Genomic DNA, 15741 nt, shown 5'->3' with positions numbered 1-15741 from the left:
TGCGCATTCTACCCTTGCTGGAGGGCTCCCGAGAACCGAGGTAATGGCGAATGACTATCAGTTGTGCCGGTTTTCGTCGGATTGGTGATGGTTTTCCAGCGTTTGAGAACCCTTCGCGCAGGTAAAACAATGGCTGAAATCGTTGGGGCTGCCTTGCAGCCCATCGCGACACGAGGCCGCTCCTACATGGAATCGCGTTCCCCTGTAGGAGCGGCCTTGTGTCGCGATGGGGCGCAAAGCGCCCCCATGGCCTCTCAGAACTGCGCCGCCTCCAAACCATAAAGGCTGCCACTACCCGCCCGGATACTGGCCTCCAACCCCAACCCCCGCGGCAAGACCCGCTGGAAGAAGAACTCCGCACACGCAAGCTTGGCCCCATGAAACGCGGCATCCTCGTCACGCCTGGCCAACGCCACCGCCGCCATCCGCGCCCACATGTAGGCATACGCAGTCAGCCCGAACAGCTGCAAATATTCCACCGCCACCGCGCTGACCAGGTTGGCATCCTCGCCGGCCCGCGCCCGCAGCCAGGCGCTGGTGGCCTCCAGCCGCGCCAGGCTCGCTTGCAGGGCTTCACGGTGCAGCGGCGCATCCACGCTGAAGGCCCGCACCTCGGCGGCAAAGCTGGCCAGCGCCTGGCCACCGTCGGCCAGCACCTTGCGCCCGAGCAGGTCGAGGGCCTGGATGCCGTTGGTGCCTTCATAGATCTGCGCAATGCGCACGTCGCGCACCCGCTGCTCCTGGCCCCATTCGCGGATGTAGCCATGGCCACCATACACTTGCTGGCCGAGCACGCAGCTTTCCAGGCCGTTGTCGGTGAAGAACGCCTTGGCCACCGGTGTCAGCAGCGCCACCAGGCGCTGCGCATGCTCGCGCTCGCCGGCGTCTTCGGCGTAGCGCGCCAGGTCCAGTTGCTGGCCGACGTAGGCGGCAAACGCCCGCCCACCTTCGGTGAGGGTGCGCATGGTCAGCAGCATGCGCCGCACATCGCCGTGGTGGATGATCGGGTCGGCAGCCTTGTCTTGTGCCTGCGGGCCGCTGGCGGCGCGGCTTTGCAGGCGCTCGTTGGCGTAGCGGGCGGCGCTCTGGTAGGACGCCTCGGCACAGCCGATGCCCTGGATGCCGATGGACAGGCGCTCGTAGTTCATCATGGTGAACATCGCCGCCAGGCCCTTGTTCGGTTCGCCCACCAGATAGCCGACGGCACCATCGAAGTTCATCACGCAGGTGGCCGAGGCCTTGATGCCCATCTTGTGTTCGATCGAGCCGCAATGGGCGGCGTTGCGCGCGCCCAGGCGGCCATCGGCCTCGACCAGGTACTTGGGCACCAGGAACAGCGAGATGCCCTTGGCGCCGGTGGGTGCATCCGACAGCTTGGCCAGCACCAGGTGGACGATATTCTCCGTCAGGTCCTGTTCGCCGCCGGTAATGAAGATCTTGCTGCCGCTGATGCGATAGCTGCCGTCGGCCTGGGGCTCGGCGCGGCTGCGGATCAGCCCCAGGTCGGTGCCGGCATGGGGTTCGGTGAGGCACATGGTGCCGGCCCAGCGGCCTTCGTACAGGGGCGGCAGGTAGGTGGCCTTGAGCGTTTCGCTGGCGTGGGCATCGATCGCCAGGCAGCTGCCGGCGCTCAACGCCGAATACAGGCTGAAGCTGCAATCGGCGGCGTAGAGCATTTCTTCGAACAGCACACCGAGCATTTTCGGCATGCCCATGCCGCCATGTTCGGGGTTGCCGCCCAGGCCGACCCAACCGCCTTCGCGGTAGGTGTGCCAGGCCTCGCGGAAGCCGTCAGGGGTAGTGACTTCGCCTGCGGCAAAGCGCACGCCTTGCTCGTCACCGTTGCGGCTGAGCGGGGCAATCAGCTGGCCGGTGACTTTGGCTGCTTCCTCGAGGATGGCATCGGCGGTATCGGCGTCGATGCGCTCGGCCAGGGCAGGCAGGCGGGCCCACAGGGCCGGGGCGTTGAACACATCATGCAGGACGAAGCGCATGTCGCGCAGGGGGGCTGTGTAGGTGGTCATCGGGGGCTCTTGGAAGATTGATGTTGTCTGTGCGGGCCTCATCGCCGGCAAGCCAGCTCCCACAGGTACTGCACAGGGTTTGAGACCTGCACAGTCCCGCTGCAGCCGGCAAGCCAGCTGCGACAGGTACTGCACAAGGCTTGAGGCTTGCACGATCCCTGTGGGAGCTGGCTTGCCGGCGATGAGGCCGCTACGGGTTCAGAGGGCTTTGGCCCGGTCGCGCAGCACGTACTTCTGGATCTTGCCGGTGGAGGTCTTGGGCAGTTCGCCGAACACCACGGTCTTCGGCACCTTGAACCCGGCCAGGTGCTCGCGGCACCAGCTGGTGATGTCGGCTTCGCGGGTATCTTCGCGGCCCGGCTTGAGGGCAATGAAGGCGCACGGGGTTTCCCCCCATTTTTCATCCGGGCGCGCTACCACCGCGGCTTCAAGCACCGCCGGGTGCTTGTACAGGGCGTCCTCGACCTCGATGGTGGAGATGTTCTCGCCACCGGAAATGATGATGTCCTTGAGCCGGTCCTTGATCTCGACATAGCCGTCGGCGTGCCACACGGCCAGGTCACCGGTGTGGAACCAGCCGCCACGGAAGGCTTCGACGGTGGCCTCGGGGTTCTTCAGGTAGCCCTTCATCACCGTGTTGCCGCGCATGAAGATCTCGCCCAGGGTGTCGCCGTCGCGCGGCACCGGCTCGAGGGTTTGCGGGTCGGCGACCATCAGGCCGTCGAGGGTCGGGTAGCGCACGCCCTGGCGGGACTTGATCCGTGCGCGCTCTTCCAGCGACAGGTCATCCCATTCGTCATGCCAGGCACACACGGTCACCGGGCCGTAGACTTCGGTCAGGCCGTAGGTGTGGGTGACCTGGATGCCCATCTCTTCCACGGCGCCGATGACCTTGGCAGGTGGCGCGGCGCCGGCGACCATGGCCTGCACCGGGTGCTCGATGGCCGCCTTGGCCGCCTCGGGCATGTTGACCAGGGCGTTGAGCACGATCGGCGCGCCGCACAGGTGGCTGACCCGGTGCTCGCGGATCAGGGTCAGGATCTTCTGCGGGTCGACCCGGCGCAGGAACACATGGGTGCCGGCCAGCGCGGTGATGGTCCATGGGTAGCACCAGCCGTTGCAGTGGAACATCGGCAGGGTCCACAGGTACACCGGGCGATGGCCCATGCCCCAGACCATCTGGTTGCCCAGGGCGTTCAGGTAAGCACCACGGTGGTGGTAGACCACGCCCTTGGGGTTGCCGGTGGTGCCGGAGGTGTAGTTGAGCGAGATCGCCTGCCACTCGTCATCGGGCCATTCCCAGGCAAAGTCCGGGTCGCCTTCGGCGAGGAACGCCTCATAATCCAGTTCGCTGACCGCACGGCCTTCGCCGTACTCCGGGTCATCCACATCCACCACCAATGGCGGGTGCTCGAGCAAGGCCAGGGCCGCCTCGATGACGCTGTGGAACTCGCGGTCGGTGATCAGTACCTTGGCCTCGCCATGCTGCAGCATGAAGGCGATGGCCTCGGCGTCCAGGCGTACGTTCAGGGTATTGAGCACGGCGCCGGTCATGGGCACGCCAAAATGGGCTTCGAGCATGGCCGGAATGTTGGGCAACATCACCGCCACGGTGTCGCCACGGCCGATACCCCGGCCCACCAGGGCGCTGGCCAGGCGTCGGCAGCGTTGGTAGGTCTGCTGCCAGTTGCGGCGGATGGCACCGTGGATCACCGCCGGATAATCGCCATATACGGCAGCGGTGCGTTCGATGAAACTCAGCGGGGTGAGGGCGACATGGTTGACGGCAGCGGGCATCAGGCCCTGGGCATAGATCGACATGCGGTAATCCTGTAGAGGAGGCAGGCACAACCTGTGCGCTTGACCCCCGGTGGCTGATTGTTAGCTCTGTTCAGGGTGCAGGGAGGCGGACGGTGGGCCGCTCCCCCTTGTCGCAGTTTTACGCGAGTCGCTATGGTATTAGGAATATCGACTATAGCAATATAGTAAAACTACTATAACAACGAGCCGCCTACCGTGGACAACACTGCCTATCCCTTGCTCGCCAAGGACCCGCAACCCAGCCTGATGCTGGCCGGCGACGCCAGGCCGCTGGCACTCAACCCGGCGCTGCAGGCCTGGGTCGATGAAGGCCCGGCACTGGCCAGCTGGCTGCCGGGCAACTGCGCCTCACTGGTGCGCGCCTGCCTGCGCCAGCGCCGGGCGATCGCCGATGTCGAGGTGCAGGTCGGCGAACGCATCGTGCTGTGGAGCTTCATCCCTGACGACCAGGGCCAGCAAGTGCTGGCGCGTGGCCGCGATGCCAGCGACGAGCGCCATGGCGCACGCGAGGCCAGCCGCGCCCGGCGCCTGTACCGGCTGATCATCGAGAACACCACCGACCTGATCTCCCGGCATAGCCCCGATGGCCGTTTCCTCGATGCCTCGCCGGCGGCATTCCGCCTGCTTGGCCTGTGGCCCGAGCAGCTGCGCGGCATGGCCGTGCATACCTTGCTGCACCCGCGCGAGCGCCGGCAGGTGCTGCGCCAGGCCGCCGCCGCGCTGGACCAGGACGGCTACCACACCATGACCTGCCGGGTGCGCCAGGCCGCAGGCGGCTACCGCTGGTTCGAGATCGCCAGCCGGGCCATCCGCGAAACCTACACCGGCGCGGTGGTGGAGGTGGTCAGCGTGTCCCGCGACATCACCCTGCGCATCGAAGCCCAGGAAAGCCTGGCGCACAGTGCCCGCTTGGCCACCTTGGGCGAGCTGGCTTCGGGCATTGCCCACGAAATCAACCAGCCGTTGGCCGCAGTGGTCAACTATGCCAACGCCAGCCAGCGCTACCTGCAGGGCCTGGAGCGCGACCCGCAGGCCCGCGAGCGGGTGGGGCAGGGCCTGCAACGCATCAGCGAACAGGCCACCCATGCCGCCGAAGTGATCCGCCGCCTGCGCGCCTTCCTGCGCAAAGGGCCACGCCGCCTGCAGGCGCTGGACGTGGCCGAGGTGGCCGGCGAAGCCATGCGCCTGTGCGCCTGGGAGGCCGCGCGTGACCAGGTGGTGGTCGAGTTGCGCATGAGCGCGCAGTTGCCCTTGGTGTATGCCGACCGGGTACTGCTGGAGCAGGTGCTGTTGAACCTGCTGCGCAACGCCATCGATGCCAACCGCGAGCAGCATGGCGAGCGGCCGTCACGTATCCTGCTGGGCGCCGCGCGCGATGGCGATGGCGTGCTGGTCGAGGTGGCCGACCAGGGCCCGGGCGTGGTGCCCGAGCGCCTGGATGAAATCTTCACGCCGTTCACCACCAGCAAGGCCGACGGCCTGGGCCTTGGCCTGAGCATGAGCCGCAGCCTCATCGAGGGCTTTGGCGGCAGCCTGTGGGCGCGTGCCGGTGACAATGGCGGTCTGGTACTGTGCTGCCGCCTGGCGGTCAGCAGGGGATAAGGGGAGATGGCGGTGCAAGCGAAAGTGTATGTGGTCGATGATGACCAGGGTATGCGCGACTCGACGGTGTGGCTGCTGCAGTCGGTGGGCTTGCAGGCCTTGCCGTTCGCCGGCGGGCAGGCGTTTCTCGACGCCTGCGTCGACGATGGGCCGGCCTGTGTGCTGCTGGATGTGCGCATGCCTGGGCTGGGCGGGTTGGCGGTGCAGCAGGCGATGCGCGAGCGTGGCCTGGGGTTGCCGGTGATCTTCGTCAGCGGCCATGCCGATGTGCCGATCGTGGTGCGGGCATTCAAGGCCGGCGCCTGCGACTTCATCGAAAAGCCCTACAACGACCAGTTGCTGCTCGACAGCGTACAGGCCGCGCTGGAGAACGCCGGGCGGGCACGCCAGGACGACCAGGCGCTGGCCCGTGTGCAGGCGCGCATCGACGGCCTGACCCCGCGCGAGCGTGACGTGTTCGTGCCGTTGGCCCAAGGGTTGAACAACCGCGAGATTGCCGAGCGGCTGGGCGTCAGCGTGAAGACGGTGGACCTGTACCGGGGGCGGGTGATGAAGCGGTTGCAGGCCGATAGCCTGGCGGAGTTGGTGGGCATGGCCATAGCCTGCGGGGCGGTGGAGGCACTGGGCCTGCGATTGCGGCAGTGACAGCAGTCACAGTTCCCTGTGGGAGCGGGCGTGCCCGCGAAGCAGGCACCGCGGAGGATGGCACGGGCTTCGCCCGTGTTCGCGGGCATGCCCGCTCCCACAAGGGCGCGCAGGTTTTAGGTGTGCTTAAGCAATTCATGAAATTTTCCATAGCAACCTAATCAAAGCTTTGACATTCACTGCCTAGGCAGTAATATTTTTACACAATTACCCGAGCAGCCTCCGATGGCCCATTTCTCCCCCGAAAACTTCCAGACCTGCGCCATCGGCATGCTGCTTGGCCGCGCGGCGATCCTCAAGGACCGCATTCTCGACTGGCACCTCGAATCCGAAGGCGTCACCGCCGCGCAGTTCAAGGTGCTGATCATCGTCACCCAGTACCAGGTGGACACCCCGGCCGAGCTGTGCCGCTACCTGGGCCTGGACAGCGGGTCGATGACCCGCATGCTCGACCGCCTCGAGCAGAAGGAGCTGATCGTGCGCAACCGCTGCGCCGACGACCGTCGCCAGGTGCGCCTGGCCCTTACCGCCGATGGCCAGCGCCTGGCTGACCGCCTGCCGGAAATCGGCGCGGCGGCCATGAACGAGTTGTGCGGCGCGCTGGCAGCCGAAGAGCTCGAGACCCTGGAAGGCCTGCTGGCCAAGGTCCTGCTCGCTGCCGGCGACCCGTTGACGATCCGCCGCTTCGGCGATCGTTGAACCCTGTCACGAATTTTCCAAGGTATTGTCATGGCCACTCCCGCAGACACCCCGACTCCCTCCGCCGCGCCCGAACCGTCGCGCAAGCGCAAGGCCTGGCTGCTTGGCCTGGTGTTGCTGCTGATCCTTGCCGGCGTCGGTGCCTGGGCCTGGTACAGCCTGGTCGGGCGCTGGCACGAAAGCACCGACGATGCCTACGTCAACGGCAACGTGGTAGAGATCACCCCGCTGGTCACCGGCACCGTCACCAGCATCGGTGCCGATGACGGCGACCTGGTCCACGCCGGCCAGGTATTGCTGCAATTCGACCCGGCCGACAGCCAGGTGGCCTTGCAGGCCGCCGAAGCCAGGCTGGCGCGCAGCGTGCGCCAGGTGCGCGGGTTGTACAGCAACGTCGACGCGCTCAAGGCGCAGCTGGAAACCCGCCAGGCCGAGCTGCGCAAGGCCCGCCAGGACTTCAACCGGCGCAAGGTGCTGGCCGACAGCGGTGCGATTGCCGCGGAAGAATTGTCCCATGCCCGCGATGACCTGAGCGTGGCCGAGGCCGCCGTCAACAGTGCGCGCCAGCAGCTCAGCACCAGCAGCGCGCTGGTCGACGACACCGTGGTGTCCTCGCACCCCGAGGTGATGGCCGCCGCCGCCGACCTGCGCCAGGCCTACCTCGACCATGCCCGCACCACCCTGGTGGCACCGGTCACCGGCTACGTCGCCAAGCGTACCGTGCAGCTGGGCCAGCGCCTGCAACCGGGCACCGCAACCATGGCGGTGATCCCGCTGGACCAGGTGTGGATCGACGCCAACTTCAAGGAAACCCAGCTGCGCGACATGCGTATCGGCCAGCCGGTGCAGATCAGCGCCGACCTGTACGGCAGCGAGGTCAGGTACAGCGGCACGGTCGACAGCCTTGGCGCCGGCACCGGCAGCGCCTTCGCCCTGTTGCCGGCGCAGAATGCCACCGGTAACTGGATCAAGATCGTCCAGCGCGTGCCGGTACGCATCCACCTCAGCCCCGACCAGCTCAAGGACCACCCGCTGCGCATCGGCCTGTCCACCGTGGTCGAGGTCGACCTGCACGACCAGAGCGGCCCGGCCCTGGCCCAGCAGCCACCGCAGCAGGCCAGCTACACCACCCAGGTGTATGACCGCCAGCTGGTCGAAGCCGACAACCTGATCGCCCGGCTGATCCACGAAAACAGCGCAACCGGCAAGACGGCCCAGCGATGAGCAACAACGCTGCTGCCCAGTTCACGCCACCGAGCCTGCTGCTGACCACCATCGGCCTGTCACTGGCGACGTTCATGCAGGTGCTCGACACCACCATCGCCAACGTGGCCTTGCCGACCATTTCCGGCAACCTGGGGGTGAGCTACGAGCAGGGCACCTGGGTCATCACTTCGTTCGCGGTGAGCAACGCCATCGCCTTGCCGCTGACCGGCTGGCTCAGCCGGCGGTTTGGCGAGGTGAAGCTGTTCATCTGGGCCACGCTGCTGTTCGTGCTGGCCTCGTTCCTGTGCGGTATCGCCCAGTCGATGCCGGAACTGGTCGGTTTTCGCGTGTTGCAGGGCGTGGTGGCCGGGCCGTTGTACCCGATGACCCAGACCTTGCTGATTGCCGTCTACCCGCCGGCCAAGCGCGGCATGGCCCTGGCGCTGCTGGCGATGGTCACGGTGGTGGCGCCGATTGCCGGGCCGATTCTCGGGGGCTGGATCACCGACAGCTACAGCTGGCCGTGGATCTTCTTCATCAACGTGCCCATCGGCCTGTTCGCCGCCGCCGTGGTGCGCCAGCAGATGCGCACCCGGCCGGTGGTCACCAGCCGCCAGCCGATGGACTACATCGGCCTGCTGACGCTGGTCATCGGCGTTGGCGCCTTGCAGGTGGTGCTGGACAAAGGCAATGACCTGGACTGGTTCGAGTCGTCGTTCATCATTGTCGGCAGCCTGATCTCGCTGGTGTTCCTGGCGGTGTTCGTGATCTGGGAACTGACCGACCGTCACCCGGTGGTCAACCTGCGCCTGTTCGCGCACCGCAACTTCCGCGTCGGCACCATCGTGTTGGTGGGGGGCTATGCCGGGTTCTTCGGCATCAACCTGATCCTGCCGCAGTGGCTGCAGACGCAGATGGGCTATACCGCTACCTGGGCCGGCCTGGCGGTGGCGCCGATCGGCCTGTTGCCGGTGCTCATGTCGCCGTTCGTGGGCAAGTACGCGCACCGCTTCGACCTGCGTGTGCTGGCCGGGCTGGCGTTCCTGGCGATCGGCAGCAGCTGCTACATGCGTGCCGGGTTCACCAGCGAGGTGGACTTCCAGCATGTGGCGCTGGTGCAGCTGTTCATGGGCATTGGCGTGGCGCTGTTCTTCATGCCGACCTTGAGCATCCTGCTGTCCGACCTGCCACCGCAGCAGATTGCCGATGGCTCGGGCCTGGCGACCTTCCTGCGTACCTTGGGCGGCAGTTTCGCGGCGTCGCTGACCACCTGGATCTGGATTCGCCGGGCGGACCAGCACCATGCATACCTGAGCGAGCACATCAGCCAGTTCGACCCGGCCACGCGGCATACCCTGGAGCAGCTGGGCGGGGCCAGCCCGCAGAGCTATGCGCAGCTGGAGCAGATACTCAACGGGCAGGCGTACATGATGTCGACGGTGGACTACTTCACCCTGATGACCTGGGTGTTTGCCGGGTTGATCCTGCTGGTGTGGTTCGCCAAACCGCCCTTTACCGCCAAGGCGGGGCCGGCGTCGGCAGGGCATTGAGCCGGGCCAGAACAAGGCCCAGGCTCTTGCCCTTGCCAAATGCCATGTCAGGCACTCGCTGCTGCGTACCAGGGCCGCTGCATGCGCAGCACCAACCGGTCGATTTGCGGCACCAGCAGGTTGCCGGCCAGCACGGCGAAGCAGAGGCCATCGGCATACAGCCCGAATTCGCGAATCAGCTCGGTCAGCGTGCCGACGGTCACGCCGAAGAGGATGCGACCGGCGCGGGTATTGGGGCTGGTGACCGGATCGGTGGCGATGAAGAAGGCGGTGAAGAGGTAGCCGCCGAGGCTGAGGTTGTACACGGCTTCCTGCAGGCTGTGGCCGGCGGCCATGCACAGCAATACCGTGCTCGTGACCATCGCCAGCGGAATCTCGATGCGGATCACCCGCAGCAAAGCCAGCAGCAAACCGCCGGCAATGTAGCCGTACCCCGACAGGTTGTGGGTGACATGGGTGAACTCGTTCTGCGCCAGTTGTGTGGCACCGGCGAACGCATCGAGATCCAGGCGTGGCGCCAACTGTAGCTGTTGCAGCAGAACCGCCTTGGCGTCCAGGGCTGCGGTCCAGGGGGCATGGTTCGATGGCGCGGGGTACAACTGCTGGTAGAAGCAGATGGCAACCACCCCCAGGCCAACCATGGCAGGGTTGAGGCGGTTGCGACCAAGGCCTCCACTGGCGTGCTTGCACAGTGCCAGAGCGGCAAAGCTGGCCAGGGCGATCATCCACAACGGCACCATCAGCGGCAATGCCCGAGCCAGTATCAGGCCCAGCACCAGCCAGCTGAGGTCGCTCAAACCTTTGCGTACGTCATGCCCACGCAGGCGCAGCAGGGCGGCTTCGAAGCCCAGGGCGAACAGCACGCACCAGAAGGCCTGCAACCAGACCACGACGCCGAATTGCCAGGCATACAGGACGGTGCCCGGCAGCAGGCACAGGACGACCAGCAGCATCACCGTGCGCAGTCGTTGCGGGATGGGGTGGCGTATCAGGCTCATGCGCGGACCTCCGTCTTGCTCTGGCGGAAGCGTTCGCGCAGCGGGATATTGCTCGGGCAGATGCTGCTGCAGCTGCCGCATTCGATGCAGGCATCCAGGCGCAGTTCCTGCAGGCTGGCCTTGTCCTGGCGTTCGGCGGCAGCGTAGAGGTCCAGCGGCCGCAGCGACATCGGGCAGACATCCACGCAGCGCGTACAGCGAATGCAACTGCTGGCGGGGCGAGCAGCCGGCAGGTAGCGCTCGGCGCCGAATATCAGGCAGCTGCTGGTCTTGCTGACGAAGGCGTTGGCGTCCGGTAGCGGCTGCCCCATCATCGGGCCGCCGACCTGGGTCAGCTGCCCAGTGGGGGACGCGCCAGCAATCGCGCGCAGTTCGCTGACCGGGTAACCCACCGGCACCCGCACATTACCCGGGCGCTCGCAGTCACCGGTCAGTGTCAGCACGCGGCTGGTCAGTGGTTCGCCCTGGAAGACGGCCCGGCCCAGTGCGTAGAGGGTTGCGACATTCAGCGCCAGCACGCCGATATCGGCGGGGCGGCTCCCCGGGGTCAGGTTGCGGCCACTGAGGCTCTTGATCATCAACGGCTGCCCACCTGCCGGGTAACGCTCCGGTAGCGGACAAATCTCGACCCGGGTGTGCGCCTGGCGAGCGGCGGCACGTAACGTGGCCATCGCCTCCGGCTTGTTGGTTTCGATGCCGAAACGGGTTGTCGTTATTCCCAGCAGCGCGGCGACATAGTCGGCGGCCTCGATCAACGCTTCGGCATTCTCACGCATGAGGCGGTCATCGCAGGTAAGGAAGGGCTCGCATTCGGCACCGTTGATCAGCAGCAGATCGGGCTGCTGTGCGCCGGCCAGCTTGAGGGCAGTCGGGAAACCCGCACCACCAAGGCCGACTATGCCCATCTGCAAGGCGCGCTCGACCAGCGCCTCTGGCGTTTGCGGCAGGCCCGGCGCCGGGCGTTCGAGCCACTCATCCAGGCCATCTGCGTTCAGGATGACGGCCATGACCGGCTCGGCCGAGTCGGCCGCGAAGACGTGATCGATCCGTTCCACGATGCCGGAGGTACTGGCATGCACCCAAGCGGTGGTGTTGTCGCCAATACCGATCACTTCGCCCTTGCGCACGTACTGCCCCGGCTGCACGCAAGGCTGGACAAACCGCCGACCCCGCCCGAGCGGGATCGCCAGCTGGATTTTTCCGATTGCGACCGGGGCAACCGGCGTGGCGTTGGATAGTTCCTTGTATCCCCTGAGCTCGATCCCTCCATGCCAACTACGCTGAGAGGATGAGGCGATGGCCAGCAGACGGCGCCAGAAAGGTTTCTGTTGCGGCTGACGCTGGGCGCGGATGCGGCTCTGCAGGCGTTCGACGCTCTGCAACGAATGGCTAGACATTTACTGTCCTCCAATTTTTGGGCAAAGAACGCCCCTATGCGCTTATGCGCATGATGGTTTTGTAGCTTCCGGGACGTTAAGCGGAAAGGGAGGGGGGATGATTGATCACCCGCGCAGATCAGAGTGCTCAATGAGGATTTTGTTCGGTTTTTGACCAGGTTTGCTGATGAACGGTAGGCCAATTGCCATCTCGCAATTCTGGTGAAATAGCCTGCGCCGCGAACGGGCGGGCAGAGTCGGCGAGGTGTCCAATGAAGCGCGCAAGCCTGCTGGTGATGCTGGTGACGTTGCTGTATGGCTGCGGCGAAAGGATCGAACGCTTTGGCGGGCCGACCATGGGCAGCACGTATTCGATCCAGTACGTACCCACCGCGCAGGCGCCCGGCGCGCAGCAGGTAAAGGCCGAAGTCGAGATGATTCTCGAGGCGCTCGACAAGCAGTTTTCCAACTGGCGCGGCGATTCCGTGGTTGCCCGCTTCAACGCTCTGCCGGCCGGCGCCTGTCAGGCGGTGCCGGAAGAGATGCAGCACTTGCTGGTGTACGGTGTGTCTCTGTTCCGCGAGAGTGGCGGGGCTTTCGACCTGACGGTCTTGCCATTGATGAACCTCTGGGGCTTCGGCCCGCAGTCACGAGGCAGGCAGGTGCCGGACGCCAGCACGCTGGCGCGAGAACAGGCACGGGTAGGCCTGCAGCATTTGCACCTGGATGGAGAAAAGCTGTGCAAGGATGTGGCGGCGCAGCTGGATTTCGACAGCATGCTCGCCGGTTATGCAGTGGATCGGGTGGGTGACCGGCTTGCGGCCCTGGGTATCCAGGCCTATCTGGTCGAGATCACCGGCGAACTCAAGGGTGTCGGCCGCAAGCCGGATGGCTCGCCCTGGCGCATCGCCCTCGAGGTACCGAGTGGCGGGGGCGAGCAGCAAGTGGAGCGCGCCATCGCCCTGGATGGCTACGGCGTTGCCACTGCCGGCGATTACCGCAACTATTTCGAGGAAGGTGGCCAGCGCTATTCGCACACCTTCGACCCCCGTGTCGGCAGGCCGGTCAGGCACGCGCTGGCGGCAGTGTCGGTGGTCGACCCTTCGGTGCTGCGTGCCGATGCCCTGGATACATTGTTGATGGTGCTCGGCCCGGAGGAAGGCTATGCCTTCGCCGAGCGGCATGAAATAGCTGCCTACTTCATCATGCACCAGGGGCTGGGTTTCGTTGCGCGGGCGACGCCGCGATTCGAGATGTTGTTTCCCCAGCAGGGCACGCCCAGGCAGTAGCAGAAGGAAAGGTCATTCCCACGCGCAGCCTTTTCCCCTATTGTCGATGCTCCCTTTTTAAAACGATTGGCAGACCCATGGAGAAAGTCATCGTCATCACCGGTGCCAGCCGCGGCATCGGCGCCGCCACGGCGCTGCTGGCCGCCCGCCAGGGCTACCGCATCTGCATCAACTACCACGCCGACGACCAGGCCGCCGAGGACATCCTCGGCCAGGTCCGCGCCCTGGGCGCCAAGGCCATCACCGTGCGCGCCGACGCCAGTGTCGAAGATGAAGTCATCCAGCTGTTCCAGCGCGTGGACGAAGAACTCGGCCCGGTTACCGCCCTGGTCAACAACGCAGGCACCATCGGCCAGCAAAGCCGGGTCGAGGACATGTCCGAATTCCGCCTGCTCAAGGTCATGAAGACCAACGTCGTCGGCCCCATGCTCTGCGCCAAGCACGCACTGAAGCGAATGGCCCGCAGGTACGGCGGGCCGGGCGGGGCCATCGTCAACGTGTCGTCGGTGGCCGCACGCCTGGGCTCGCCCAACGAATACGTGGACTATGCCGCTTCCAAGGGCGCCCTCGACACCTTCACCATTGGCCTGGCAAAGGAAGTGGCAGGCGAGGGCGTGCGGGTCAATGGTGTGCGGCCAGGCTACATCCATACCGGGTTCCACGCGCTGTCGGGCGACCCCGATCGGGTCAGCAAGCTCGAGCCCGGCTTGCCCATGGGCCGCGGCGGGCGCCCCGAGGAAGTGGCCGAGGCCATACTCTGGCTGCTCTCGGACAAAGCCTCGTACTCCACCGGCAGCTTCATCGACCTGGGCGGCGGGCGCTGAGCGTGCCGGTCAATCCTCCAGCAGCGTGCGTACCCGTTCGGCCAGCACTTCCAGCTCGAACGGCTTGGTCAGCACCTGAGTGCCTTGCAGCAACTGGCCGTCACTGAGCGCCGCGCTTTCGTCGTAGCCAGTGATGAATAGCACCTTGAGGTCGGGGTGGCGCTCGCGACAACGCTCAGCCAACTGGCGGCCATTCAGGCCGCCGGGCAGGCCGATATCGCTCAACAGCAGGTCTGGCCGCTCGCCAGCTTGCAGGTGGGCAAGGGCGGCCGGGCCGTTCTCGAATGCATCGACCCGATAGCCCAGTTCTTCCAGCACCTCGCAGACGACCACGCGCAAGGCGGCCTGGTCTTCGACCAGCAAGATACGCTGCGTGGCGCTGCTGCTTTTTTCCAGCAGTGTGCGCGGTGGCCTGGGTGCCGGGGCTTCGGGGTGCTGGTGGTGGCGGGGAAGCAGCAGCTCGATGCGGGTGCCTTCGCCAAGTGTCGACAACACCCGTAGCTGCCCGCCCGACTGGCGCACGAAACCATAGGTCATCGACAAGCCCAGCCCAGTGCCGTGGCCCATCGGCTTGGTTGTGAAGAACGGGTCGACGGCGCGCTCGGCCACCTCCGACGACATGCCTTTACCGTTGTCGCTGACGCTCAGCCGCACGTATTCGCCAGCTGGTAGTTCCAGTGCACGGGCTTGCTGGTCGTCGAGCAGCAGGTTGTCACCGAGGATATCGATCACGCCGCCGGCGGGCATGGCATCGCGGGCATTGATGCACACGTTGAGCAGGGCGCTTTCCAGTTGCGGCGGGTCGATGAAGGTCGGCCACAGCTGGCAAGGGAATTGGCTGGTGAGGGTGATGGAGGGGCCGATGGTGCGGCGCAGCAGCTCTTCCATGCCGCCCACCAGCGTGGCCACCTGCGTGGAGCAGGGCTGCAGGGTCTGCTGACGAGAGAATGCCAGCAGCCGGTGTACCAGCGAAGAGGCCCGCTGCGCCGAGCCGCTGGACAGCTTCAGCAACGGCTCCAGGGCGTCGAAACGGGATTGCTCCAGGCGTTGGAGCATCAGCTCCTGGGCACTGAGGATGCCGCCCAGCAGGTTGTTGAAATCGTGGGCGATGCCGCCACTGAGATGGCCGATCGCTTCCATCTTCTGTGCCTGGCGCAGGGCTTCCTCGGCCTTGGCCTGTTCTGCCAGTGCCGCATTCACCCGTTGTTCCAGCTCCTCGTTCAGGCGCTGCAGGGCCTGCTCTGCCCGTCGGCGTGCGGTGACGTCCTTGAACAGTACCGCCACCTGGCGCTTTTCGGCCGGCTCTACGCGGAAGGTGGTCACCGACAACACATGGCCGGTGGCGACCAGCTCCTGCTCGAAATGCAGCGGCTCGCCCGTGCGCAGCACCGCGCCATAACGAGCGACCCAATCGTCGGCCTCATCGGGCACCATCTCGCGCAGTTTCTGCCCGACCACGTTGGGGATGCCGGCGTGCTTGGCATAGGCCGCGTTGGCCAGCACATGCACATAGTCGCTCAGTGGGCCGTGCGGGCCGTCGAAGAACTCGATGATGCAGAAGCCCTCGTCCATGGTGTCGAAGAGCGAGCGGTAGAAGTCCTGGTCGTGTTGCTGATGGCTTGCCAGGCGGGCTTCCAGCAGCGCGTTCTGTTGCTGCAGGGCTTCGACTTGTTGGCGCAGTGAAAGCAGGTCGCGGGAGGGCATGCC

At 65.8% G+C, this 15741-nt stretch carries 12 protein-coding genes; 7 read left to right on the top strand and 5 right to left on the bottom strand.

What is annotated here, in order from left to right:
- Positions 1–254 precede the first annotated feature (254 nt).
- Entirely contained in the window at positions 255–2024 is a 1770-nt protein-coding gene (locus CAG44_RS24935) for an acyl-CoA dehydrogenase C-terminal domain-containing protein (RefSeq protein ID WP_085693178.1), read from the bottom strand.
- 198 nt (positions 2025–2222) lie between these two features.
- The gene (locus tag CAG44_RS24930; protein ID WP_085693177.1) at positions 2223–3845 is read right to left on the bottom strand and encodes an acyl-CoA synthetase; all 1623 of its coding nucleotides are present in this window, start codon (positions 3843–3845) and stop codon (positions 2223–2225) included.
- Between the two features lie 195 nt (positions 3846–4040).
- Between CAG44_RS24930 and CAG44_RS24925 the strand changes: the two genes are divergently transcribed.
- From CAG44_RS24925 to CAG44_RS24905, 5 genes are all read left to right on the top strand, one after another.
- Positions 4041–5447: a sensor histidine kinase gene (locus CAG44_RS24925; RefSeq protein WP_085693176.1), complete on the top strand. Its 1407-nt coding sequence runs from the start codon at positions 4041–4043 to the stop codon at positions 5445–5447.
- 6 nt (positions 5448–5453) lie between these two features.
- Positions 5454–6092, top strand: coding sequence for a response regulator transcription factor (locus CAG44_RS24920; protein ID WP_085693175.1), 639 nt, complete (start codon positions 5454–5456; stop codon positions 6090–6092).
- Positions 6093–6317: 225 nt separating this feature from the next.
- The gene (locus CAG44_RS24915) at positions 6318–6791 is read left to right on the top strand and encodes a MarR family winged helix-turn-helix transcriptional regulator (protein WP_025338875.1); all 474 of its coding nucleotides are present in this window, start codon (positions 6318–6320) and stop codon (positions 6789–6791) included.
- Positions 6792–6821: 30 nt separating this feature from the next.
- Positions 6822–8015, top strand: a complete 1194-nt coding sequence (locus CAG44_RS24910) for an HlyD family efflux transporter periplasmic adaptor subunit (protein ID WP_085693174.1) — start codon at positions 6822–6824, stop codon at positions 8013–8015.
- Positions 8012–9547: a DHA2 family efflux MFS transporter permease subunit gene (locus CAG44_RS24905; RefSeq protein WP_025338877.1), complete on the top strand. Its 1536-nt coding sequence runs from the start codon at positions 8012–8014 to the stop codon at positions 9545–9547. Before CAG44_RS24910 ends, CAG44_RS24905 begins: the two co-directional genes overlap by 4 nt.
- Positions 9548–9594: 47 nt before the next feature.
- Here the strand turns inward: CAG44_RS24905 and CAG44_RS24900 are convergent, their stop codons facing one another.
- Positions 9595–10545 carry an RnfABCDGE type electron transport complex subunit D gene (locus CAG44_RS24900; protein ID WP_085591467.1) on the bottom strand — a complete coding sequence of 317 codons (951 nt, stop codon included), beginning with the start codon at positions 10543–10545 and terminating at the stop codon, positions 9595–9597.
- The gene (gene rsxC / locus CAG44_RS24895) at positions 10542–11942 is read right to left on the bottom strand and encodes an electron transport complex subunit RsxC (protein ID WP_085693173.1); all 1401 of its coding nucleotides are present in this window, start codon (positions 11940–11942) and stop codon (positions 10542–10544) included. Before rsxC ends, CAG44_RS24900 begins: the two co-directional genes overlap by 4 nt.
- A 251-nt stretch (positions 11943–12193) precedes the next feature.
- Between rsxC and CAG44_RS24890 the strand changes: the two genes are divergently transcribed.
- Positions 12194–13210 carry an FAD:protein FMN transferase gene (locus tag CAG44_RS24890; protein WP_085693172.1) on the top strand — a complete coding sequence of 339 codons (1017 nt, stop codon included), beginning with the start codon at positions 12194–12196 and terminating at the stop codon, positions 13208–13210.
- Between the two features lie 77 nt (positions 13211–13287).
- Positions 13288–14034 (top strand): SDR family oxidoreductase, encoded by a 747-nt coding sequence (locus CAG44_RS24885; RefSeq protein ID WP_061305325.1) that lies wholly within the window; start codon positions 13288–13290, stop codon positions 14032–14034.
- Positions 14035–14043: 9 nt separating this feature from the next.
- Here the strand turns inward: CAG44_RS24885 and CAG44_RS24880 are convergent, their stop codons facing one another.
- Positions 14044–15738 carry a response regulator gene (locus CAG44_RS24880; RefSeq protein ID WP_085693171.1) on the bottom strand — a complete coding sequence of 565 codons (1695 nt, stop codon included), beginning with the start codon at positions 15736–15738 and terminating at the stop codon, positions 14044–14046.
- Positions 15739–15741: the final 3 nt, after the last annotated feature.

The sequence above is a fragment of the Pseudomonas sp. B13(2017) genome (assembly GCF_002113245.1).
Taxonomy (GTDB): Bacteria; Pseudomonadota; Gammaproteobacteria; order Pseudomonadales; family Pseudomonadaceae; genus Aquipseudomonas; species Aquipseudomonas putida_Z.
This window is presented reverse-complemented; position numbering and strand designations above follow the sequence as displayed.

What these genes read in the sequence shown, in the direction of transcription:
- CAG44_RS24935 (WP_085693178.1), bottom strand. Translation starts at nt 2,024, where the DNA reads ATGACCACCTACACAGCCCCCCTGCGCGACATGCGCTTCGTCCTGCAT.
- CAG44_RS24910 (WP_085693174.1), top strand. Translation starts at nt 6,822, where the DNA reads ATGGCCACTCCCGCAGACACCCCGACTCCCTCCGCCGCGCCCGAACCG.
- CAG44_RS24880 (WP_085693171.1), bottom strand. Translation starts at nt 15,738, where the DNA reads ATGCCCTCCCGCGACCTGCTTTCACTGCGCCAACAAGTCGAAGCCCTG.
- CAG44_RS24885 (WP_061305325.1), top strand. Translation starts at nt 13,288, where the DNA reads ATGGAGAAAGTCATCGTCATCACCGGTGCCAGCCGCGGCATCGGCGCC.
- CAG44_RS24900 (WP_085591467.1), bottom strand. Translation starts at nt 10,545, where the DNA reads ATGAGCCTGATACGCCACCCCATCCCGCAACGACTGCGCACGGTGATG.
- CAG44_RS24930 (WP_085693177.1), bottom strand. Translation starts at nt 3,845, where the DNA reads ATGTCGATCTATGCCCAGGGCCTGATGCCCGCTGCCGTCAACCATGTC.
- CAG44_RS24920 (WP_085693175.1), top strand. Translation starts at nt 5,454, where the DNA reads ATGGCGGTGCAAGCGAAAGTGTATGTGGTCGATGATGACCAGGGTATG.
- CAG44_RS24890 (WP_085693172.1), top strand. Translation starts at nt 12,194, where the DNA reads ATGAAGCGCGCAAGCCTGCTGGTGATGCTGGTGACGTTGCTGTATGGC.
- CAG44_RS24915 (WP_025338875.1), top strand. Translation starts at nt 6,318, where the DNA reads ATGGCCCATTTCTCCCCCGAAAACTTCCAGACCTGCGCCATCGGCATG.
- CAG44_RS24905 (WP_025338877.1), top strand. Translation starts at nt 8,012, where the DNA reads ATGAGCAACAACGCTGCTGCCCAGTTCACGCCACCGAGCCTGCTGCTG.
- rsxC (WP_085693173.1), bottom strand. Translation starts at nt 11,942, where the DNA reads ATGTCTAGCCATTCGTTGCAGAGCGTCGAACGCCTGCAGAGCCGCATC.